The sequence below is a fragment of the Oceanisphaera ostreae genome (genome assembly GCF_042676125.1).
In the GTDB taxonomy this organism is placed as follows: Bacteria; Pseudomonadota; Gammaproteobacteria; order Enterobacterales; family Aeromonadaceae; genus Oceanimonas; species Oceanimonas ostreae.
In genome coordinates this window covers 53,000-73,345 of the sequence record NZ_JBHTJS010000036.1, presented here as the reverse complement: position 1 = coordinate 73,345, position 20,346 = coordinate 53,000, and the positions used below count along the sequence as shown (strand labels likewise).

The following is a 20,346-nucleotide window of genomic DNA, read 5'->3' as shown; positions in this document are numbered from 1 at the left end:
GGATTTATTTTTAGACAAGGATCAATAACATGAAAAAGTCGTTGGCTTCGGCCATGTTTACCCTTTCTTTAGTCGTGGCTACGCCAGTGTTAGCCGCCGACGCCATCGTAGTTTCTTCCAAGATAGATACCGAAGGCGGTCTGCTGGGTAATGTCATCTATCTAGCGTTAGAAAACGCCGGACTCGAAGTAGAAAATCGCGCCCAGCTGGGCGGTACTCCTATCGTGCGCAAGGCCATTATCTCTGGCGAAATCGATATCTACCCAGAATATACCGGCAACGCCGCTTTTTTCCACAACCAAGAAGAAGACTCAGTATGGCGAGACCTGCAACAGGGTTACGAGCAAGCCAAACAGCTGGATTACGACCAACATAAGCTGGTGTGGCTAACGCCCGCCAACGCCAACAATACCTGGGCCATAGCACTACGCCAGGACATTGCCGATAATAATCAGTTACAGACCATGTCCGACTTCGGTCGCTACGTCAGCCAAGGTGGCGATATCAAACTAGCCGCATCGGCCGAGTTTGTGTCGAGCCCTGCGGTATTGCCTGCCTTTCAGCAAACCTATGACTTCACGCTAAGCGATAAACAGCTATTAGTGCTGGCCGGAGGTAACACGGCGGCCACCATTAAGGCGGCGGCGCTGCAGACCGATAATACCAATGCAGCCATGGTGTACGGCACAGACGGCGCCATCGCCTCGGTCGGCTTAGTGGTAATGGAAGACGATAAGGGCGTACAACCCGTCTACGCTCCTGCTCCCATAGTGCGCGAGCAGATTTTGCAGGCTCATCCCGAGATCGCCACAATTTTGGAGCCTATTTTTCTGTCGTTGGACGTCAAAACCCTGCAACAGCTAAACAGCCGCATCGCCATTGGTGGCGAAAGTGCTCAAGCCGTCGCCAAAAGCTACCTATCCGAGAAGGGCTTTTTACAGGATTAACTAACAGACCCTAGACAGAAGCCAGATACCGAAAAGTAGACCCTCCGCGCCCAGAATGGCGCGGTAGAGCCCGTATGGGTGAGTTTATATTGCCGTGACGAACCTTTATCTATATTTCTGGAGTCTTTTTGAAGTTTTCTAATTTGGACAAGGTCGGTAGCACGCTCGGATTAGCTCTACTGCTGTCGGTGTTTTCCCTGCCCTTCGTCAGCCTGCAACCTAACCGCATTATGCCCGGCCAGAGCATAGGCCTGCTGGATGCGGCCAGCCTCACGACGCTAACTCCTCTGCTAGCTTTGTTAGCGCTTACTATCATGTTATCGCTTTTAAAAAATGTAATTCACATCCGGATGCTGATAACCCTAGTAACCCTAATGACGCTGCTTTATACCGTTGGTGTTAGCGCATCTCAGCTGTTGGTCGAGGCCAGTCCCCTGGCCAGAGTCTCTCTTAACGGTGGATTTTGGCTGGCGATTTTTTGGTTAGCACTGTTGATCACAGATGCCACTATCAAGCTGGTATTAGGCCCGCTGTCTCGGCTGGCACTGGTGACGTTAATCATAGGATCGGTGCTGATATTGCTCGCCAGTGGTTATTGGGACTCACTGTCGCTATTACGGGAATATCACAACCAGACTAACTTCTGGAGCCAGGCGATTCGCCACTTACAGCTGTCACTCGGTAGCATCATACCCGCCATACTGATCGGTATTCCGCTAGGGGTACGCTGTCATCGCTCGGCCAGCCTAAAAGCCGCGGTATTTCCGGTACTTAACATCTTACAGACCATTCCCAGTCTGGCCATGTTCGGCCTGCTGATGATTCCGTTGAGCCTGTTAGCTAACAATTATCCACTGCTGGGCGAGCTCGGCATTCGCGGCATAGGCGCTGCACCTGCGGTAATCGCACTGTTTTTCTATTCATTGCTCCCGATTGTCAGCAATACCGCGCTCGGCTTCGATCAAATTGATGCCAGTGTGCGAGACGCCGCTACGGGAATGGGTATGAGCCACCGGCAGCGATTGTGGCAGTTGGAATTTCCACTGGCGTTACCGGTGATCCTGACCGGACTGCGGGTAGTGGTGACAATGAATATCGGTCTCGTCGCGGTGGCAGCGCTAGTTGGTGGTGGTGGTTTTGGTACCTATATCTTTCAGGGCTTAGGCCAAACCGCCACCGACTTGGTGATACTGGGTGCGGTACCGACTCTGATCTTGGCTTTTTTATTCGCCATTGTTATCGACACTCTAATAGCCCTGCAACGAGGCGATAAAGCATGATCGAAGTAAAATCACTAAGCAAGCAGTTTGGCACACAAATTGCCGTCAATGACCTCACGTTCAAAGTAGATAGCGGCCAGTTCTGTGTGTTAGTGGGCACCTCTGGCTGCGGAAAGTCCACCATGCTGCGCATGCTCAATCGGCTGATTGAACCCAGCCAAGGGCAAATTTTGATTAAGGGTCAAGATGTCACCACACTACCGCCAGAACAGCTACGTCGGCGCATCGGCTACGTCATTCAAGGCGTCGGCCTGTTTCCGCATCGCACCATTCATCAGAACATTGCGACCGTGCCTAAGCTGCTGGGCTGGAAAAAAGCGGATATTGATGCGCGAGTAGTCGAGCTGCTGACTCTATTCAAACTGGATGCCGCCACCTTTGCCGGCAAATATCCCCATCAATTGTCGGGCGGCGAGCAACAACGGGTAGGCGTGGCTCGGGCGCTGGCCGCTAAACCAGAATTACTACTGATGGACGAGCCTTTCGGTGCCCTGGACCCGCTAACCCGAGAGCTGCTACAAGATGAGTTACTGAAGATCCAGCAGCTACTGGAGATCACCATTATTATGGTGACTCACGACCTAGAAGAAGCCATAAAAATGGCTGATGTGATTGCCGTTATGGATAAAGGCGAGTTACTGCAGCTGGACACTCCAGAAGTTCTGCTACGTCACCCTAAGGCTGGCTTTGTGCAGGAACTAGTGGGCGGCACCGAGCGACCGCTGCGCCTGCTCAGTACCAAACAAGTCAGCCAAATCATGAGCGCGCAAACAGCACAGCCAATCGGCCAACTACCGACCATTAATGCCAATGCCAACCTGCGAGAGGCCATGGCATTACTGATTTGGGAGCAGGTAGAGCAGCTGCAAGTAGTGGATGCTGCCGGCCAAATCATTGGCCACGTTTCGATGCATGAGCTGCTGCAACAGGGTGCGCGAGCATGAAGGTGCCGCCCGCTCGCAGCTGGCTGGGGCTCGGTCTTCCCTTGCTGCTACTGCTGCTAATGACCGTTAATATAGAATGGTTAGCTCCGCTGTTTCGCCATTTTGTCGACGAACGAGCGCCCGCTATCTATACCCGCGACAGCGTCTTTAATCTCCTGCTCTGGCATCTGACGGCCGTCTTGCTCGCCATCGCCGCCGCCACTCTGGTGGCCCTACTCGGCGGCATTTGGGTGACTCGTGCTGGTGGCCGAGAATTTTTACCCTTGGCTCGTGCCATCGCAAATTTAGGCCAGACCTTTCCGCCGGTAGCGGTATTGGCACTGGCAGTACCGGCGCTGGGTTTTGGTCTCACCCCCACCCTAGTGGCACTATTTCTCTATGGCATGCTGCCCATCTATGAAAATACCGTCACCGGCTTGCAGCAAGTACCCGAGCGGGTATGTGAAGCCGCCCGAGGCATGGGCATGAGTCCGCGCCAGCAACTGTGGTCGGTAGAGCTACCACTGGCGTTACCTTTAATCGTCGCGGGAATTCGAATTTCACTGGTTATCAGTATAGGTACCGCCACCATAGGATCTACGGTGGCGGCAAAAGGCTTTGGTGAGGTAATTATTGCCGGTTTACTCACCGACAATATGGCCTTCGTGCTGCAAGGTGGCATCATGGTGGCGTTAATGGCCATCATTATCGATACGCTCTTACTACGCTTAGAACGGCGGCTATCGCCAGCGGTAAGCCGTAAGCTTTAAGCGATCAGCAAAGACCAAAAAGCGGTGTTTATCTGACAGCTTACGGCTTCAGGCGTACAGCTGCCCGAAGGGCTCGTTAATGAATGGGTCACTGAAGTAGCGCCAGCAAGGCCTCGGCGGTAGCGGCTGATGATGCCGGATTTTGGCCGGTGATTAACAAGCCGTCGGTTTCGACATGAACCTGCCAGTCGTCCGCCTTGTGATAATCGCCGCCATTGGCTTTCAACATGTCTTCAACCAAAAACGGCACTATATCGGTTAACTGCACGGCTTCTTCTTCGCTGTTACTAAAGCCAGTCACCCGTTTACCGCTCACCAATGACTCACCATCCGTCGCTTTAACATGACGCAGCACACCTGGCGCATGACACACGCTCGCCACCGGCTTGTTGGCGGCAAACATCTCTTCAATTAGACGAATCGAGTCGGAGTCTTCGGCCAGATCCCACAAGGGCCCGTGGCCACCCGGATAAAACACCGCATCAAACTCAGAGGCTGAAACGTCGTTTAACTTACGGGTGTTAGCAAACTGAGCCTCGGTATCGGCATCACCCGATAACCGCTCGGTGGCAGGAGTAAGGGCATCGGGCTCCACGCTATTGGGATCTATCGGTGGCTTACCACCTTTAGGGCTAGCCAGCGTAATAGTGGCCCCTGCGTCTTTTAGTACATAGAAAGGTGCGGCAAACTCCTCAAGCCAAAGGCCAGTCTTCTTACCACTGTCGCCCAACTGATCGTGAGAGGTCATGACCATCAAAATATGCATTCTGACTCCTAGGTTTAAGTACATATGCTTACCAGCCTAGCTGATTACTTGGTGAGGGGGAAAGTGTTAACAGAGTAGACATAAGTTCTTCTCATTACGCATGACCTTTAGGGGGTTAACGCTCCCACCCTATCCGGTGGGCAACGAATAATTTGGGTCTAGGATGTCACGTAACCTAAGATGAGTTAGCGTATTTTTTTCATGTGAAGTCAGTGGGATGTGGGTCAGAGCGAATACATGAGTTAATTTGTTAAAGAGGCAAATTTCTTCTATTTAAAGTCAATTTATAGCCGATCTTTTCTATTGCTATCATTTTAACATTCGTTTCGATTTGGAGAAGATGTTACCGCGATTTTTCTTTACAGCGATAAGAACCTCTCCGATACAGATGAGCTATGAAAATTAGCTAAGGTTCATAATTAATATAGGAATAATTTTTATCTACTTATAAACTGATTTAACAATCCAGTGTATCCCAAAGATGTTTGACCATTCTCTTCATTATGAGGGAGTCTTCCCACCTATCTGTAAGATCATTCCCATCAGGCCCAGTAATTGCGTATGGATTAGGTCCAATTTCACATGTAAAAATTAGGCTATCATTCTTATCAGCCCGGCTCTTCCAGCTTTTAAAACCATAACTCCACCACATCATAAACAAATCAACCCATTTCTTATGATGTGGAAAGCTAATTTCTATCTGAATTTGTTCACGACTAGCGACTCGACCGTGGAATGAAAGGCTATTATCTAATATCTTATAAATATAGCTGTGGTCCTCTTCACTCACTGGCCACATAAATTCCCGCCCCACTAGATAATGAGACAAATCAGCAGTGAACTTCAAAGAAGGAAACGCTTCAAGCAAGTGCAAGGTAAAATAAAGATCTGTTGTCATTCGATTACGATGCGTCTCGATATAAACTGGAATATTATATTCATCTTCGAGACGTTTCCACCCTTCAATAATAGGGATGCATTCCTGTAATGTATATGGCCTGATATCGGCTTGGAGTGTGACATGCCTTGCTCCAAACTCAGCAGCATTATCCAAGATTGGTTTTAAATCATCAATACTTCGAGGGTAACACATCGCCTCTGCAGACATATTGTTATCAGCAATAAATGAAGATACTTGCTCAACTACTTTCCTATTTTCATAACTATAACTAACGCCATCGAAACCTGCATTTTTTATCATTTTCAAGTTATCTTCAAGTGGTCGTTCATAACCATCTGTATGTCTTCTTTCCATTGCCCACAAGGATTGAAAAACTAACAAGCTCTGCATTTACACACCTCGAATAATTAAAAAGTATAAAACATGAAAAAATATTTCACTTAATAATTTACATAACAACAAACAAAGTCAACAAATTTAAACTCTCGAGCGAAACCTCATCATTATCAACATAAAAGCTACCATATAAACATCACATCAACAAAAAAAACAAAAGCAAAAGTCAAATAAACATAAAAATCAAACACTTAAAAACAAAAATCACAACATTCAACATTCTCGCAACAAACGGGTTGACACAACACACGACCAGGGATAACCTTGTAACCAATCAAATGTAACCGCTTACATTTAAACGAGAGAAAAGGAGTTAAGTAATGGATAATACAACTGAAGTTGCTTTCGGTTCTAAGGAAGTAATCAGTCGGAAGGAGCTGAAATATTATGTTAAACGGACTGACCGACATGGCTTAATTTATTTTTTTGGACATATGGCAATATTGGGAGCCACCGGTTATCTAGTATACCTATCTCTCGATACATGGTGGATTGTTCCCGCTATGTTAGCCTACGGCATAGTGATGGCTTTTCTATTTGCGCCAGTACATGAATGTAGCCATGGTACACCATTCCGCACCCGTTGGTTGAATGAAAGTGTCTATTGGTTAGTGTCTTTAATTTATATAGTACCTCCTGTTTTTTTCCGGTATTCTCACGCAGCTCATCATACATATACTCAGGTTCGTGGCCGAGACCAGGATATGATATTCCCCAGACAAGCTACTGTGTGGAATTATATCGTTTATATTTCATCAGTCCCCTTCTGGGCTAGAAATATAAGTTGGCTAATTCGTCATTCGCTAGGCAGTGTTAACCCTAAATATCGATACTATTTGCCTGATGAGGAAGTACCACGAGTAGTACGTGAAGCCCGTATTATTATAGCTATCTATTTGGGCATAGCCTTGATGGCAATTTATGCAAATTCTTGGGCTCCTCTTACCTATTGGATAATACCTCGCCTAGTCGGTGAGCCCTTCATGCGCTGGTTACGGGTTGCTGAACATGGCGAATGTGAAGAAGGGCCAGATTTAAGAGAGAATACTCGTACAACTAAAACCTCAAGATTAGTAAGGTTTCTATTTTGGAATATGCCTTATCATGCAGAGCACCATTTAAGTCCGATGGTACCATTTCATGCTCTCCCCAGACTACATGAGCAAGTAAAAGATAAACTTTTTCCAACAGCAGATAGTTATCTTAAAGTCCATGCTCAAGTTCTGAGACGGTTATTTAGACAACAAGGAATCACATGGGAAACATCAAAAAAACAAGAAAACAATTAGGCTTTTAAGCCTCTTAATAAAACATAACAATTAATTATTTTGACTGCGAAAATTACGAGGATGAAAAAATGACAAATTCATGGCATCAAGTTGCATCGGCAGATGAAATAGAAGTTGAAGATGTTATCCAAGTAAAAGTTTTAGATAAAGTTTTAGCCGTTTATAATGCAAAGGGCAATTATTATGCCACTCATGATTTATGTACCCATGGGCATGCCTGCTTATCTGATGGTGTAGTAATAGGAGATAGAATTGAATGCCCTCTGCATCAAGGTCGCTTCCATATACCGTCGGGGAAACCAGATGGCGCACCGGTAAGTGTTCCTATTGAGACCTTCCCAGTAAAGGTGGTGGATGGTCAAATATATGTCCAAATTGTTGAATAAACCCATATACAGCCTTGTATTATAGCGCCAACATAGTGCCTGTTTAGAGCAAAAGAGGTGTTCATGAATATTAAACCTGGCTTTGTAATTATTGGTGGCGGTCATGCGGCAGGCCGCGCCATAGAAGCAATGCGTGAGGCTGGTTATACCGGCCTCATTACCCTCATAGGAGCTGAGCATGAGCTTCCTTATGAACGTCCAGCTCTATCAAAGGAGCTGCTTATTAATGAAAAAAGCAATGAAGTTACATTCATTAATGACAGTAACTGGTACGCAGAAAAAAACGTTGAACTAGTACTAGGTACAACCGCAGATGGGCTTGATCAAAATAATAAAATGATTACGTGTACTGACGGACGCACTTTTACCTATGAAAAGCTATTAATAACAACTGGCGCTCGCGTTAGGCGACTGAATATACCAGGAACAGAGCACCCTAGTATTCATTACTTACGTACATTGAATGATGCAAAGCTTCTTTCAAGTCAGCTTACCAAGGGGAAAAAGCTGGTAGTGATTGGAGGCGGATTTATCGGACTTGAGGTTGCTGCTAGCGCATCTCTACGAGGTGTAACTGTGTCTATAGTCGAATCTGGTGAGAGACTGATGGGCAGAGCTGTTCCTCCACTAATTAGCCAGTATATAGCCTCACGACATCAGTCAGAAGGCGCTCATTTATATTTTAATTCCACACCATTAAAAATAGATAGAGATGAAAATGGTTTTAGTCTAGTTGTATTAGATGATGGTTCGATTATAGAAGCCGATTTAGTTGTCATTGGTATCGGTGTGGAGCCTGAAACTTCACTTGCAATAAACTCAGGTTTAGCAGTAGATAATGGCATACTCACAGATTCATTTTGCAACACCTCTGACTCAGCCATATATGCCGCTGGTGATTGCACTAATCACTTTAACTCTTTGCTTGATAAGCGCATTCGATTAGAAAGTTGGCAAAATGCGCAAAATCAAGCAATCGTTGCCGCTCATAATATGTGTGGCAAGAAGGAAATACACAGCGAAATACCCTGGTTTTGGTCAGATCAATATGACATAAACCTGCAAATTGCTGGTTTACCAGGAGTCTGGAATACTCCAATTTTACGTGGAGAAATTGAGTCAGGAAGCTTTATACTATTCAACCTAGAAGACGGAATAATAACTGCTGTGGCTGGCGTTAATGCGGGTAGAGATATGTCATTCGCCAGGCGTTTGATATATTCAAAAAATCGTCTTACCGAAACAATGCTTACAGATTTATCTCTATCATTACGCCAGCTGGCTAAGGAAAAATAGACTGTTAGCTCATAAGAAATTAGTATCAAAAATCATGCACACTGAATGGACTCTTATTTATCAACTGAAAGGAATACAATATGATGTCGGTAAAAAAAATAGCCAAAGTTATAGGTTTAACAGCCACCTGTGCTCTCTCAAGCATGCCACTAATGAGTTATGGAGAAACCTTAAAGCTGGGAATGGGTGATCCACTGAATTCGGATCAAGGAGCCTACGCTACACGCTTTAAAGAGTTGGTTGAACATTATTCAGATGGAGATCTCAATATCACTTTATACCCTAATGGTGCTTTGGGCGATGAAGTAGAAATGGTGCAAAATACACGTCTTGGTGCCTTAGATATGGCATTAGTCGCCATCAACAATGTAGCACCATTTTCCGATAAGCTAGGCGTATTAACCATGCCTTACCTTATTAAAAGTACTAATGACGCTCTAAAAGTCACGACGGGGGCTCTGGGCGACCGCTGGAATACTATTGCTCAGGAGCAGGCAGGAGTACGCATCTTAGGATGGACCTACTCAAATTTCCGCTACCTAACCAACTCTAAACGTCCGGTACGTAATCTTCAGGACCTGCAAGGTCTCAAGATACGAGTCCCTCAGAATAAAATCATGCTAGCTTCATGGGAAGCATGGGGAGCTAACCCGATAGCAATGTCATGGACAGAAACGTTTACGGCGCTTCAGCAAGGAGTTGTTGATGGCCAAGATAATCCCTATATCGTCAACAATTCAATGAAGTTCTATGAAGTGCAGGATTATCTCACAGAGGTTCATTATTTATATGCCCTTCAGCCGCTGTTGGTTGGTAAAAATAAATTTAACAAGATGAACGCTGAAAATAAAGACATCATAGTCCGTTCAGCACTTGAAGCCCAACAACATGCCATGCTCTTCCAAATAACAGAAGCCGATAAAGCCAAACAAAACATGATAAAAAACGGTGTTGAAGTATCCATACTGGAAGATGAAGAAGAATGGATAAAGATAGCGCAAGAAAAGGTATGGCCAAAATATTACGATTCAATAGGTGGTCGTGATAATTTTGAAGAAATCATAAGGCAAATTGCAGATTAAACAAAACAAAATACACACTGCTCGCTGACGAGTAGTGTGTATTTCCCAATCGAACACCGTCAAACAATAATGTTTTGGTCGCTCAAGCCTGCACCGGACGAAAACGCCAGTAATAAAGGCTACCTATACCTATCACACTTAAAAACATTGACATTTCATAGGTGTTGTACTAATAAAGGTCCGTTACCCCTGTCGAGATTGCACATGAGTTTAAATAACAAAGACGACGTAAATACCCCCCATGAAGAAAGTCGTTCAAGGGAATACCGCAAGGCTACTCTCGCTGATGTAGCGAAACACGCGCAAGTCTCAACTGCAACAGTCTCACGCTGTTTTAGCGATCCGGATAAGGTAACCCCGGCCCTTCGGGCAAAGGTCGAGGCCTCGATTTCAACCCTCTCCTATACTCCCCACGGTGTTGCTCGTGCACTGGCAACACAACGCTCTCGTACTATAGGGGTGATTGTGCCCACCCTTGATATTGCAAGTTTTGCAAAAGGCGTTCAAGCATTACAAGAGCGATTGTTTGCAGCCAACAATTCCACGTTATTGGCTATTTCCAACTATGATCGAGAAGAAGAACTCCGACATGCTAAAAGCCTCATTTTTCATGGCGTTGATGGCATAGTTCTCGTTGGGTTGGATCACGACCCAAGCCTGTACGAACTTTTAGAGCGTAGTAGAACTCCATTTGTAAATACATGGGCTTACGATAAAAACAGTAAGTACTCCTGCATAGGCTTCGACAACCGTAAAGCCGTTCACATGATGACAGACCATGTACTGGATTTAGGCCATCGAAATATAGCGATGATTGTTGGTGGAGGAATAACGCAAGCGAATGATCGCTCACGGGAACGAAAAGCCGGTTTTATTGAGGCACTGAAGATTAGAAATATAGCGAACCCAGATCAAAGAATACTGGAAGTTCCCTATAGTATGGAGGGTGGCCGCATAGCGTTACGGCAGCTAATGTCAGAAAAAGATCCACCCACGGCCATAATATGTGGCAGTGATTTATTTGCAATTGGCGCCATGTTGGAGTGTCAGAAACTTGGAATTAATATTCCTGATTCGCTATCTATTACTGGCTTTGATGATTTAGAAATATCCAAAAATATGATGCCCGCTTTAACAACCGTCCATGTTCCTGCGCAAAAAATGGGAATGCTGGCCGCTGAATATCTACTTTCTTGCCTTGATAATGACTACGAGCTCATACGCACAGAGCTCGACTTCAATTTAATTATTCGAGATACAGTCCACCATCTGTAAAGTAGGTTTATTTACGGATTATGAACGCTACCAATTGATGTTTTTATAATGGGAGCACCTCAGTGCTCCCATTATATATACAGAATATTAAGATCACCCGGCTTTCTTGTAATATATGTCCTTGTCCAACTCACCTTCGCTATGGGCGATCAACACGGATACGGCCGCATCACCCGTGACATTAATCGTGGTCCTAGCCATATCTAGGATCCGGTCGATACCGGCTACCAAGGCAATCCCTTCGAGTGGTAGGCCAACCGAACTCAGCACGAGAGAAAGTACAATCAGGCCACCGCCGGGTACTGATGCGGTTCCGATAGAAGCTAAGATTGCGGTTAGCAGTATCATGCCGTATTCGGCCATACCCAAATCAATACCATAGGCTTGAGCAATGAATACGGCTGTCAGAGCCTGATAGAGTGCGGTGCCATCTAGGTTAATAGTGGTACCCACAGGCAAAACAAAACTGGCAATATCTTTGGAAACGCCCAGATTATCACGCGCACAAGACATGGTTACGGGCAGTGTACCGGCGGCAGTAGTCGTGCTGAAGGCGACCAGCTGAGCTTCGAAAATTCCTTTGAAAAACATAATAGGATTTAAACGAGCCAGAAGTGCCAATCCCCCGCCCAAGGTTACCACTGCATGGATGATACAGCCGAGATAGACACCAAGAATAACCTTACCCAAGGGCAATAACACTTCCAGACCGTATTGACCGGTGGTGGTAGCAATTAATGCGAATACACCGTAAGGGGCGAAAGCAATCACTAGATCGGTCAGCTTGTACATCACATCAGCAAAAGCATCGAACACCTTTCTCACCGGATCCGCTTTTTCGCCGACCAGGTTGATAGCGATACCGAGAAAGATAGCGAACAGGATGATCTGCAGCACATCACCGTTGGCAAAGGAGGCAAAGGGGTTGGTTGGGATAATATTCAGCAGGGTGTCGACGATACTTGGCGGCGACTTCACATCAATAGCCGTCGCACTACCAAGATCCATACCAACACCAGGTTCAAGCCAGATAGCCAAAATTAGGCCAATGGGAATGGCGATGGCTGTGGTCACTATATAGGCAACAAAGGTTTTTATTCCTATCCGCCCCATGCGGGTCACGTCTTTGATGGCGGTGACACCACACACCAAAGAGATAAAAATCAGGGGGACAACCAGCATCTTGATGGCGGCGATAAAAGCTTTGCCGATGGGATGCAAAACCGCTGCATTTCCTCCTAACAGGAAGCCGGTTGCGGCCCCCAGTATCAACCCTATTAACACCTTCTGCCAAACCTGCAGTCTTTTCCACCAGTTGACATCTTTCATTTTTACCTGCGCCGTTAGGGTACTCATCGTCGAACTCCTTTTCTTTTTTATTCATAGCCTTAGCGAAAAAAATGGCATTACTGAGATTCCTAAAAAAGAAAAACAGAATGCCATTCAACGTCACATTAAAAATCTGAAAGCCGTATTTTCAAGGTCAGTGCTAATATCATCAAGCTGACTCTTTTATCGCTCCCTTTACCCTGTAAACGATATGTTCTGCCAACAGCTGCGAGGCATCATAAACAGGTAGCTCTGTGGTCAGCTTATCGGAAATCACCGACAACTCGGTACAGGCAAGAACAATACATTCGGCTCCCATTAATTTCAGGTATGCGGCCGCTTCGTTATATTTGGCTAAAATGTCTACATCATGCGTCTTTGCTTTCACCCGCTTGATTAATTCCATCACATTGTTCTGATGCTCTAAAGATGGGAACAGAGTCTCTACATTCTCGACATCGAATTTGTCATGATACAAACGGATATTTTCGACGGCCGTGGAGGCCAACATGCCTACCTTGCGAATATCCGGCTGACAGCGCTTCACATGCTCCACCGTCACATCGAGAATGTTCACCACAGGAACGGAAACCGCGGCTACCACCTCTGGGTAATACATGTGCGCGGTATTACATGGAATCACCAGAAAGTCCACTCCGGCTTGCTCCAGTCCCTGGGCCATTTTGGCCATGAAAGGAGCAGGGCTTTCGCCCGAGCCCTCTATCAATGCCTTAATCCGGGACGGAACTTTGGGGTTGTTATCGACCAGCATATGAATATGGTCGATATCATCCCGAGCCGGAGTGGCGGCAATCACACGGCGCATTAAGTCCACCGTCGCCTCCGGTCCCATGCCTCCTATTACACCAACTGTTTGTTCACTCATTTATCTTCATCCATACAATGATGACTCAGCCGCCTTCGCGACAGAATCAATATCCGAATAGCTCAGGTAGCCAAAGCACCAACTCAGGGAAGAAAGCCAGTAGCACCACTACAAATACTTGCACCAGCACAAAGGGAATCGCCTGAACCGATATTTCTTCAATGGAAACCTTGGCAATACTGGAGCTGATAAACATATTTTCTCCCAGCGGTGGGGTAGAAAAGCCAATTTCACAGCAGCATACTAAAACAATACCAAAGTGAATGGGATCTACGCCCAGACTGACCATTACTGGTAACAGTACCGGCGTAACAATCATGATAGTCGCCAGTGTTTCCAAAAACATACCGACGAAAATCAGAAATACGATCACCATGATCCAGATCAGTGCCAGGCTGCCAGTCATTTCCAACATCGACTGGGCAATCATCCCCGGAATGTCGTTCTCTACTAGGATCCGGCCAAAGGCGGTGGCAGTGAACATGATGATCAGCACTCGGCCGGTCAGCCAAGTAGTGGAGTTCAGCGATTCCTTGAAACCATCCAGCTTCAGCTCTTTATGAACGAAAATACCGATAAAGAGGGTATAGAATACCGACACTACGGCGGCTTCGGTGGGGGTAAAGAGTCCCGAATAGATGCCGCCCAAGATAACTACCGGTGCCAGTATCGCCCAGATACCGTCTTTACAAGCCTTACGCAGTGCGCCAGGCTCATGCACAGTGCCGGCGGTGTAGCCTCTCTTTTTACTGATCATATAGTTGGCAATCATCAGGCCACCGGCCAGCATGACCCCCGGCAAAATACCCGCCATGAATAATTTGGTAATCGATTCACTGGCAGTAACTCCATAAATCACCATGGGAATACTGGGCGGGATCACCACCCCAAGTCCACCGGACGAGGCGGTTAGCGCCCCCGCATAACTGCGCCCATAACCCCTGTCGACCATGGCAGGGATCATCAGCATGCCCACCGCCGCCGTTGTCGCCGGGCCCGAACCCGAAATAGCACCAAAAAACATGCTGGCAAGAATGGCGGAAAAGCCCAGTCCACCCGCCATGGGGCCAGCCATCACTTCGGCAATGTGCACCAGTCGGCGTGAAATGCCCGCGCTTTGCATCAAGGCGCCGGACAGAATAAAAGCAGGCAGAGCCATGATGGGGAAGGAATCAACCGCGTTCCATGCTGTCTGCACCAGAGACACAAAGTCATCACCGGCCGCCAGATAGACGGTTAGCGCCGACGCCCCCAAGGCCACGACTATGGGGGAACCTATCACCAGCAAAAAGAAAAACATACCAAATAAAATAAAGGGAGCTGTCATTATCTGAACCTCTTATCCCAAAAAATCCATCTATCAAGCCAAGGGACCATTACCATGGTGCCCAGTCTTTGAAGTCGGCGTGCTCATAATGTTATCTTCCAGATTGGGCTCATCCACATCACCAAATTTCACTCCGCAGACCAGCTTCATGTAATTCACTTGGATAATACGCAGGCTGGTCAGGGTGAATGAGATAGGGAAGATCATGTATAGGTAAGCCATCGACCAATCCAGAGCAGGAGAGAAATAGGTAAACTCCATCATGGAGTCAATCACCTCGATACTCTTGAGAGTCATCAGGGTATTGAAGGCAATCCAGAAAATATCGCCTATCAGCTCAACTGCGTTTCTCATTTTTTCCGGCATCATTCTCAGATGAAAAGTCACTCTGTTATGGGCCGACAGCCTTGCCGCGTAAGATGCGCCAAGAAAAACAAACCAAACAAAGGCAAACCGGGACAGCTCTTCACTCCATGGTATGCCGTAGTTGAAAAACACCCTCAAAATGACCTGTATAAACAGCAAGACCACAAATAAACACAGTAATAGCTGGCACACATAGCTTTCCAGCTTGTCCATATGCTTTAACAGTTTAAACATAGTAATCCTCCGATAAAGGGAGCGGAGTGAAGACTCCTCCCACTTATTCAAGTTTCAACCCACTTCGTCAAAACCGGTTAACAGCATTCGAAAATCAGGGTTACTTCAACTGCTCCAGCACGGACTCGAAGCTTTCTTTACCACCGATAGAGTCATAGAACTGAGGCCAAACCTTTTCTTTGGCCAGCTCAATCCATTTATCTTCATCCTCTAGGATAGATACTTCCATGCCGTTATCGATCATGTTCTGCTTCGCGTTTTCGGCCTCAGAAATCTGGAAAACCAGTCCATACTGCTGCGCTTCAAGACCGGCACGAGTCAGAAGGTTACGTTCTTCATCGCTCATTTTGTCGAAGGTACGCTTGCCGATCAGCAAGGGCTGTAGCGAGTACTGATGATGAATTTCGGTCACGTAATCCTGAATTTCGTAGAATTTCATGGTGTTGTTGACGATGTAGGGATTATCTTGGCCGTCAATCACGCCCTGCTGAAGTGCCGTGAACGTTTCGGTCCACGCCATAGAAATAGGATTAGCGCCCCATGCCTCCCATGAGGCCAGCATGATCGGGTTTTGCGGCACTCGAACCTTCAGCCCCTGTACGTCTGCAAGGTTCTTGACTGGCCGCTTGGAGTTGGTTAAGTGGCGGAAGTTGGAGTAGGTCCAACCCAGAATATTGACGCCGACTTGCTTCTGGGCCAGTTGATTCCAATGATCCCCCAGAGAGCCGGTGGTAATAGTGACGGCATCGGAAGTGTTTTTGATAACATAAGGCATGGTCAGCACCCCCAACTCCTTGGAAAAGGGGGTCACGTTACCGATACCGACCAGCGCCATATCCAGCGACCCTAGTCGTGTATTCTGCACCATCTCAGTTTCCGAGCCGATAGCGCCGTTGGGATATAGGGTCACCTTAATATCGCCGGCGGAATAATATTCCACGAGATCCTTAAAGCGACTGGCGTAGGCACCTTGATCCGAGTCCAGCGGATCACCCATGCCCAGTCGCATGGTCTTGGCATCCGCCAGCACCGGCAGGGCTGCAGAAGCGCAGGCAAGAGAAACGGTCAGGCATTTTGCTAACTTCGTCATAGAGAACATATTCATTACCTCAATGTATTTTGTGTGTTTTGCATCCATGAAACTGGAATTTGTTCAGCCGTGCAGGGAGTTATCCGTTCCCCGAGGAGCCGCAAACCTCTTCAAATACTTCCACGATAATCTGGGTAATCAGCCGACAATCCGCCTCAACAAACGTCAGCGGTAATCGCATATCACACATGGTCGCCAGCACGCGGCGGGTATCGGGCAGCGATGGCATCTGGCCCATGTATTGCCAGCTGTCAAAGCGGCTGGTGTAACCCTTAGGATCCGCATCACCGAACCATTTGAGCGGTACTCCCTGCTCTTCGCAACGCGTTATAAAGCGGGCTATGATCGCAGGTGACTGATCCGGCAGAGAAAACTGGATGGAACTGCCGACAAAAGATTCCGCCGCGGGACGAACCGGCAAACGAATGCCTGCTACTTGGCTCAGCCCTTCGGCGGTCGCGTTGTAAAGTTGGTTCCAGCGCCGGCACTGTTCATCTAGGTTTTTGAGCTGAGGCCGTAATATTGCTGCGCGCAGATTATCCATCCGACCGCTATAGTTGGGCGTTTCAAAACGAATTCGGGCAAAGGCTTCTTTCGGAGGAGCGGCCAGATGGCGCCCATACAGCATGTAAGAACCGGAATACATAATGGCTTTAGCCATCACGTCGTCGTCGTCGGTAGTGAGAAAACCGCCCTCGCCGGAGTTGATATGCTTGTAGGTTTGGGTGCTAAAGCAGGCTACTCGGCCGAAAGTGCCACTTTTACGGCCATTCCAGCTGGCTCCCATGGTGTGGGCACAATCTTCGATTACGATAATCTGATGCCGCTCGCAAATACTCATCAGCCGGTCCATGTCTGCAAGATGACCGCGCATATGGGACAACAGCAAGTAATGGACATCGTCCGCTGCGGCTTTTAGCTCTAGATCGTCAAGATCGATGGTGTAATCATCACTGGTTTCTACCAATATTGGCACCGCACCAGCATTATTGATGGCACCAGGAACCGGAGCCAGAGTAAAGGCGTTACACAACACCTTATCGCCCAGTTGGACACCCACAGTGCGCATGGCAATGTGTAGTGCATAACCACCAGAGGCACAGGCTAGACTGTAACGGCTACCCAAATAGGTAGCAAATTCCTGCTCCAGCAGTTCAGTCTCCGTCGGTTCCCCGGCTAAAGAATTATATCTATGTAGACGCCCGCTGCGCATCACCGCAATAGCCTTCTCAATGCCGTCTTCAGGAATGGATTCCTGCTGGGTAAACGATTTATTGAATTTGGTCATAACATCTCTCCAGGCAGGTACCTAGTCCTAGGCACCTGCCTATCTGATTCAGCAATAACGATCTTGTTTATAAACGTGAAAGTCCCACTCTGTCTCAGGAAAGTACTTATGTAGGCGCCAGTCACATGCACGAGCGTGGCCTTCCATACCTTCGGTGCGAGAAATTCGAGAGCCCACGGCGCTAAATACCAAGTTAGCTTCTTCACTTAGTTCTTGGTAAGTCAGTATTTTCATGAACTTCTGCACATTTAGCCCGCCGCTATAACGAGCAGCTTTCTTGGTTGGCAATATGTGGTTAGTACCGGAACACTTGTCACCGTGAGTGACGGTACTGCCTTCGCCCAAAAATAGGGAACCATAGTTATTCAGATTTGCTTTCCACCACTCCAAGTCGTCCGCCAGAATCTGCAAGTGCTCACAGGCCCACTCGTCGCTAATCTTGGCTACCTCTTCGCGACTATCACCCAAAATCACCACGCCGTGATCGCGCCAAGCTGCTTCGCAGACATCAGCGTTAGGCATATCAGCGATCACTTTGGGCATAATCTCCATCACCTTTTCACCCAACTCGCGGCTGTCGGTAAACAGCCAGACCGGAGAGTTAGGCCCGTGCTCAGCCTGTGAGACCAAGTCGACGGCAATGGTCATGGGATCGGCGTGCTTGTCGGCGATAATGGCAGACTCGGTTGGACCAGCGAAGACATCAATGCCGACCTCGCCGAACAGCATGCGTTTGGCTTCAGCCACATAGGCATTGCCCGGCCCGACCAGAATATCGGCAGGTCTGTTGGTAAAAAGACCATAAGCCATGGTAGCTATGGCATGCACACCACCCATCTCCAGTATCACATCAGCACCCGCCACATGCATGGCGTAAGCCACGGCCGGATTGATGCTGTCACCCCGGGGCGGGGAACAGGCCACGATGAAAGGCACACCCGCAGCCTTGGCGGTGGCCACACTCATCAGTGCAGAAGCCGCATGGGCATAACGCCCGCCGGGCACGTAACAACCGGCACATTCGACTGGCAGGATCTGCTGACCCAGTCGTACACCTTCTTCAGTTTCAATTTCGAAAGACTGCAGGCTGTCGCGCTGCGCTTCGGCAAAGCGTTTGATCTGGCGATGGGCAAAATCAATGTCGTCTTTCACCCGCTGAGGCACCTGTTCGATCAACGCCAGCTTCTTCTGTTCGGTGAGCACAAAGTCGCCCTGCCAGCCATCAAACTGCTTGGCATACTCACGTATCACCGATTCACCCTCAAGTTTGATCCGGGTCAGCATTTCCTTGACCACCGCCTGAATGCGCTCATCTTCCTGTGCTACATCGTCTTCTGCTGCCGCTCTTTTAAGATATTCCATGGTATTACACCTGTTAAAAAGGAAGCTCTGGTTATTAGCAAGGCATGCTGCCCTGCCCTTGCTGGCCCGGTCCCTCCAAGAGGGACCGGGCGCGCAGGTTAACTATATTTAGGGAGATTAAATACTTCGCGATAACCGAATAGCGCTTGGCTGCCACCGGTATGCAAAAACACGATGTTTTCCCCTTTCTTGAAATGGCCCTTACGGATCAAATCGATAAGGCCTGCTGCACCTTTTCCGGAGTAAACCGGATCCAGCAGAATGCCTTCATGGCGGGCAAATAGCTCGATGGCTTCTAGGGTACTTTCGGCAGGAATGCCGTAGCCTTCACCTACGTAATCACAGTTGGCCACCACATCCTCGCGTTTGATTACACCGGGAATACCTAACTTCTCGGCGGTACGCTCTGCTAGACGGAACACGTTGGCTTCCTGCTGTTCACGAGGCACTCGCACGCCGATACCAAGCACCGGTATTTGGCTGTTGCTGCCGTACAAACCCGCCACTAAGCCGGCCTGAGTACCTGCCGAGCCGGTGGCATGTACTAGATGATCAATGCGCAAGCCGAGATCATTCGCCTGGCCTAATAATTCCAGCGCACAGTTAACATAACCTAAGGCACCAATTTCATTGGAACCGCCACCAGGAATGATATAAGGCTTCTTACCTTCGGCTTTCAGCTTCGCGGCAAGTTCTTCCATCGCCGCATTCATGTCAGTGCCACCCGGATACTTGCTTAGCTGGCCACCAAATAACTGATCAAGCATCACGTTGCCGTTATAGACGTAATCGGCATCCTCAGAGTTGGTGCGATCTTCTAGCAAGATATGACAGTCCATGCCCAGCTTGGTGGCGATAGCCACGGTCTGGCGAGCGTGGTTAGACTGGGTAGCGCCCTGGGTAATAATGGTGTCGGCATCGTGCTCTAGGGCATCGGCCATCAGGAATTCCAGTTTGCGAGTCTTGTTGCCACCGCCAGCCAGGCCGGTGCAGTCATCACGTTTGATCCACAAGGTGGGACCATCCAGCAACTTGGTCAGCTGAGGCATCGGCTCAAGGGGGGTATTAAGGTGTGCGAAATGAAGACGCGGATAACGGGCCAAAAGCATGGGTAACACTCCTATCTCATTTAAAAAACATTGTTTGCACAAAG

At 47.8% G+C, this 20,346-nt stretch carries 19 protein-coding genes; 9 read left to right on the top strand and 10 right to left on the bottom strand.

Translation table 11 applies throughout. The annotated features are described in order from the left end of the window. Positions 1 to 29 precede the first annotated feature (29 nt). From osmF to ACFQ1C_RS10045, 4 genes are all read left to right on the top strand, one after another. Positions 30 to 947 (top strand): glycine betaine ABC transporter substrate-binding protein OsmF, encoded by a 918-nt coding sequence (gene osmF, locus ACFQ1C_RS10060; protein WP_379558477.1) that lies wholly within the window; start codon positions 30 to 32, stop codon positions 945 to 947. A 128-nt stretch (positions 948 to 1,075) separates the two neighbouring features. Continuing rightward, a complete protein-coding gene (locus ACFQ1C_RS10055; protein ID WP_379558476.1) occupies positions 1,076 to 2,227 on the top strand; it encodes an ABC transporter permease in 1,152 nt (383 codons plus the stop codon). Then, positions 2,224 to 3,171, top strand: a complete 948-nt coding sequence (locus tag ACFQ1C_RS10050) for an ABC transporter ATP-binding protein (protein WP_379558475.1) — start codon at positions 2,224 to 2,226, stop codon at positions 3,169 to 3,171. The genes ACFQ1C_RS10055 and ACFQ1C_RS10050 overlap by 4 nt, the downstream gene beginning before the upstream one ends. Then, positions 3,168 to 3,920, top strand: coding sequence for an ABC transporter permease (locus ACFQ1C_RS10045; protein WP_379558474.1), 753 nt, complete (start codon positions 3,168 to 3,170; stop codon positions 3,918 to 3,920). Before ACFQ1C_RS10050 ends, ACFQ1C_RS10045 begins: the two co-directional genes overlap by 4 nt. Positions 3,921 to 4,008: 88 nt before the next feature. On the opposite strand, the gene ACFQ1C_RS10040 is transcribed toward ACFQ1C_RS10045, so the two are convergent. Both ACFQ1C_RS10040 and ACFQ1C_RS10035 read right to left on the bottom strand, forming a co-directional pair. Further along, positions 4,009 to 4,686, bottom strand: a complete 678-nt coding sequence (locus ACFQ1C_RS10040) for a type 1 glutamine amidotransferase domain-containing protein (RefSeq protein ID WP_379558473.1) — start codon at positions 4,684 to 4,686, stop codon at positions 4,009 to 4,011. Between the two features lie 457 nt (positions 4,687 to 5,143). Then, a complete protein-coding gene (locus tag ACFQ1C_RS10035; RefSeq protein ID WP_379558472.1) occupies positions 5,144 to 5,977 on the bottom strand; it encodes a sugar phosphate isomerase/epimerase family protein in 834 nt (277 codons plus the stop codon). A gap of 326 nt (positions 5,978 to 6,303) precedes the next feature. Here ACFQ1C_RS10035 and ACFQ1C_RS10030 point away from each other — a divergent pair, with 326 nt between their 5' ends. The 5 genes from ACFQ1C_RS10030 to ACFQ1C_RS10010 all read left to right on the top strand — a co-directional run bounded on the left by ACFQ1C_RS10030 (position 6,304) and on the right by ACFQ1C_RS10010 (position 11,311). Further along, the gene (locus ACFQ1C_RS10030; RefSeq protein ID WP_379558471.1) at positions 6,304 to 7,272 is read left to right on the top strand and encodes a fatty acid desaturase; all 969 of its coding nucleotides are present in this window, start codon (positions 6,304 to 6,306) and stop codon (positions 7,270 to 7,272) included. A 68-nt stretch (positions 7,273 to 7,340) separates the two neighbouring features. Further along, the gene (locus tag ACFQ1C_RS10025) at positions 7,341 to 7,658 is read left to right on the top strand and encodes a non-heme iron oxygenase ferredoxin subunit (protein ID WP_379558470.1); all 318 of its coding nucleotides are present in this window, start codon (positions 7,341 to 7,343) and stop codon (positions 7,656 to 7,658) included. Positions 7,659 to 7,721: 63 nt separating this feature from the next. Next, entirely contained in the window at positions 7,722 to 8,954 is a 1,233-nt protein-coding gene (locus tag ACFQ1C_RS10020) for an NAD(P)/FAD-dependent oxidoreductase (RefSeq protein WP_379558469.1), read from the top strand. Positions 8,955 to 9,034: 80 nt separating this feature from the next. Then, positions 9,035 to 10,036 carry a TRAP transporter substrate-binding protein gene (locus ACFQ1C_RS10015; RefSeq protein WP_379558468.1) on the top strand — a complete coding sequence of 334 codons (1,002 nt, stop codon included), beginning with the start codon at positions 9,035 to 9,037 and terminating at the stop codon, positions 10,034 to 10,036. A gap of 204 nt (positions 10,037 to 10,240) precedes the next feature. Continuing rightward, on the top strand, positions 10,241 to 11,311 hold the full coding sequence (locus ACFQ1C_RS10010; protein WP_379558467.1) for a LacI family DNA-binding transcriptional regulator: 1,071 nt from the start codon (positions 10,241 to 10,243) through the stop codon (positions 11,309 to 11,311). 93 nt (positions 11,312 to 11,404) lie between these two features. Here ACFQ1C_RS10010 and ACFQ1C_RS10005 read toward each other — a convergent pair whose 3' ends face one another. The 8 genes from ACFQ1C_RS10005 to ACFQ1C_RS09970 form a co-directional block, all read right to left on the bottom strand. After that, positions 11,405 to 12,667: a dicarboxylate/amino acid:cation symporter gene (locus ACFQ1C_RS10005; protein ID WP_379558466.1), complete on the bottom strand. Its 1,263-nt coding sequence runs from the start codon at positions 12,665 to 12,667 to the stop codon at positions 11,405 to 11,407. Positions 12,668 to 12,809: 142 nt separating this feature from the next. Continuing rightward, positions 12,810 to 13,526, bottom strand: a complete 717-nt coding sequence (locus ACFQ1C_RS10000) for an aspartate/glutamate racemase family protein (protein ID WP_379558465.1) — start codon at positions 13,524 to 13,526, stop codon at positions 12,810 to 12,812. 46 nt (positions 13,527 to 13,572) lie between these two features. Continuing rightward, a complete protein-coding gene (locus tag ACFQ1C_RS09995; RefSeq protein ID WP_379558464.1) occupies positions 13,573 to 14,853 on the bottom strand; it encodes a TRAP transporter large permease in 1,281 nt (426 codons plus the stop codon). 33 nt (positions 14,854 to 14,886) lie between these two features. Continuing rightward, a complete protein-coding gene (locus ACFQ1C_RS09990) occupies positions 14,887 to 15,453 on the bottom strand; it encodes a TRAP transporter small permease (RefSeq protein ID WP_379558463.1) in 567 nt (188 codons plus the stop codon). A 100-nt stretch (positions 15,454 to 15,553) separates the two neighbouring features. Next, on the bottom strand, positions 15,554 to 16,543 hold the full coding sequence (locus tag ACFQ1C_RS09985; RefSeq protein ID WP_379558462.1) for a TRAP transporter substrate-binding protein: 990 nt from the start codon (positions 16,541 to 16,543) through the stop codon (positions 15,554 to 15,556). Positions 16,544 to 16,622: 79 nt separating this feature from the next. After that, positions 16,623 to 17,831 carry a DegT/DnrJ/EryC1/StrS family aminotransferase gene (locus tag ACFQ1C_RS09980; protein WP_379558461.1) on the bottom strand — a complete coding sequence of 403 codons (1,209 nt, stop codon included), beginning with the start codon at positions 17,829 to 17,831 and terminating at the stop codon, positions 16,623 to 16,625. Positions 17,832 to 17,879: 48 nt separating this feature from the next. After that, positions 17,880 to 19,193: a histidinol dehydrogenase gene (gene hisD / locus ACFQ1C_RS09975; protein ID WP_379558460.1), complete on the bottom strand. Its 1,314-nt coding sequence runs from the start codon at positions 19,191 to 19,193 to the stop codon at positions 17,880 to 17,882. A 98-nt stretch (positions 19,194 to 19,291) separates the two neighbouring features. Continuing rightward, positions 19,292 to 20,302 carry a D-cysteine desulfhydrase gene (locus ACFQ1C_RS09970; protein ID WP_379558459.1) on the bottom strand — a complete coding sequence of 337 codons (1,011 nt, stop codon included), beginning with the start codon at positions 20,300 to 20,302 and terminating at the stop codon, positions 19,292 to 19,294. Positions 20,303 to 20,346 lie beyond the last annotated feature (44 nt).

Bases quoted from the DNA above. Each gene is read 5' to 3' on its own strand.
- osmF (WP_379558477.1), top strand. From the start codon at position 30: ATGAAAAAGTCGTTGGCTTCGGCCATGTTTACCCTTTCTTTAGTCGTG.
- ACFQ1C_RS10050 (WP_379558475.1), top strand. From the start codon at position 2,224: ATGATCGAAGTAAAATCACTAAGCAAGCAGTTTGGCACACAAATTGCC.
- ACFQ1C_RS10045 (WP_379558474.1), top strand. From the start codon at position 3,168: ATGAAGGTGCCGCCCGCTCGCAGCTGGCTGGGGCTCGGTCTTCCCTTG.
- ACFQ1C_RS10040 (WP_379558473.1), bottom strand. From the start codon at position 4,686: ATGCATATTTTGATGGTCATGACCTCTCACGATCAGTTGGGCGACAGT.
- ACFQ1C_RS10035 (WP_379558472.1), bottom strand. From the start codon at position 5,977: ATGCAGAGCTTGTTAGTTTTTCAATCCTTGTGGGCAATGGAAAGAAGA.
- ACFQ1C_RS10030 (WP_379558471.1), top strand. From the start codon at position 6,304: ATGGATAATACAACTGAAGTTGCTTTCGGTTCTAAGGAAGTAATCAGT.
- ACFQ1C_RS10025 (WP_379558470.1), top strand. From the start codon at position 7,341: ATGACAAATTCATGGCATCAAGTTGCATCGGCAGATGAAATAGAAGTT.
- ACFQ1C_RS10020 (WP_379558469.1), top strand. From the start codon at position 7,722: ATGAATATTAAACCTGGCTTTGTAATTATTGGTGGCGGTCATGCGGCA.
- ACFQ1C_RS10015 (WP_379558468.1), top strand. From the start codon at position 9,035: ATGATGTCGGTAAAAAAAATAGCCAAAGTTATAGGTTTAACAGCCACC.
- ACFQ1C_RS10010 (WP_379558467.1), top strand. From the start codon at position 10,241: ATGAGTTTAAATAACAAAGACGACGTAAATACCCCCCATGAAGAAAGT.
- ACFQ1C_RS10005 (WP_379558466.1), bottom strand. From the start codon at position 12,667: ATGAGTACCCTAACGGCGCAGGTAAAAATGAAAGATGTCAACTGGTGG.
- ACFQ1C_RS10000 (WP_379558465.1), bottom strand. From the start codon at position 13,526: ATGAGTGAACAAACAGTTGGTGTAATAGGAGGCATGGGACCGGAGGCG.
- ACFQ1C_RS09995 (WP_379558464.1), bottom strand. From the start codon at position 14,853: ATGACAGCTCCCTTTATTTTATTTGGTATGTTTTTCTTTTTGCTGGTG.
- ACFQ1C_RS09990 (WP_379558463.1), bottom strand. From the start codon at position 15,453: ATGTTTAAACTGTTAAAGCATATGGACAAGCTGGAAAGCTATGTGTGC.
- ACFQ1C_RS09985 (WP_379558462.1), bottom strand. From the start codon at position 16,543: ATGACGAAGTTAGCAAAATGCCTGACCGTTTCTCTTGCCTGCGCTTCT.
- ACFQ1C_RS09980 (WP_379558461.1), bottom strand. From the start codon at position 17,831: ATGACCAAATTCAATAAATCGTTTACCCAGCAGGAATCCATTCCTGAA.
- hisD (WP_379558460.1), bottom strand. From the start codon at position 19,193: ATGGAATATCTTAAAAGAGCGGCAGCAGAAGACGATGTAGCACAGGAA.
- ACFQ1C_RS09970 (WP_379558459.1), bottom strand. From the start codon at position 20,302: ATGCTTTTGGCCCGTTATCCGCGTCTTCATTTCGCACACCTTAATACC.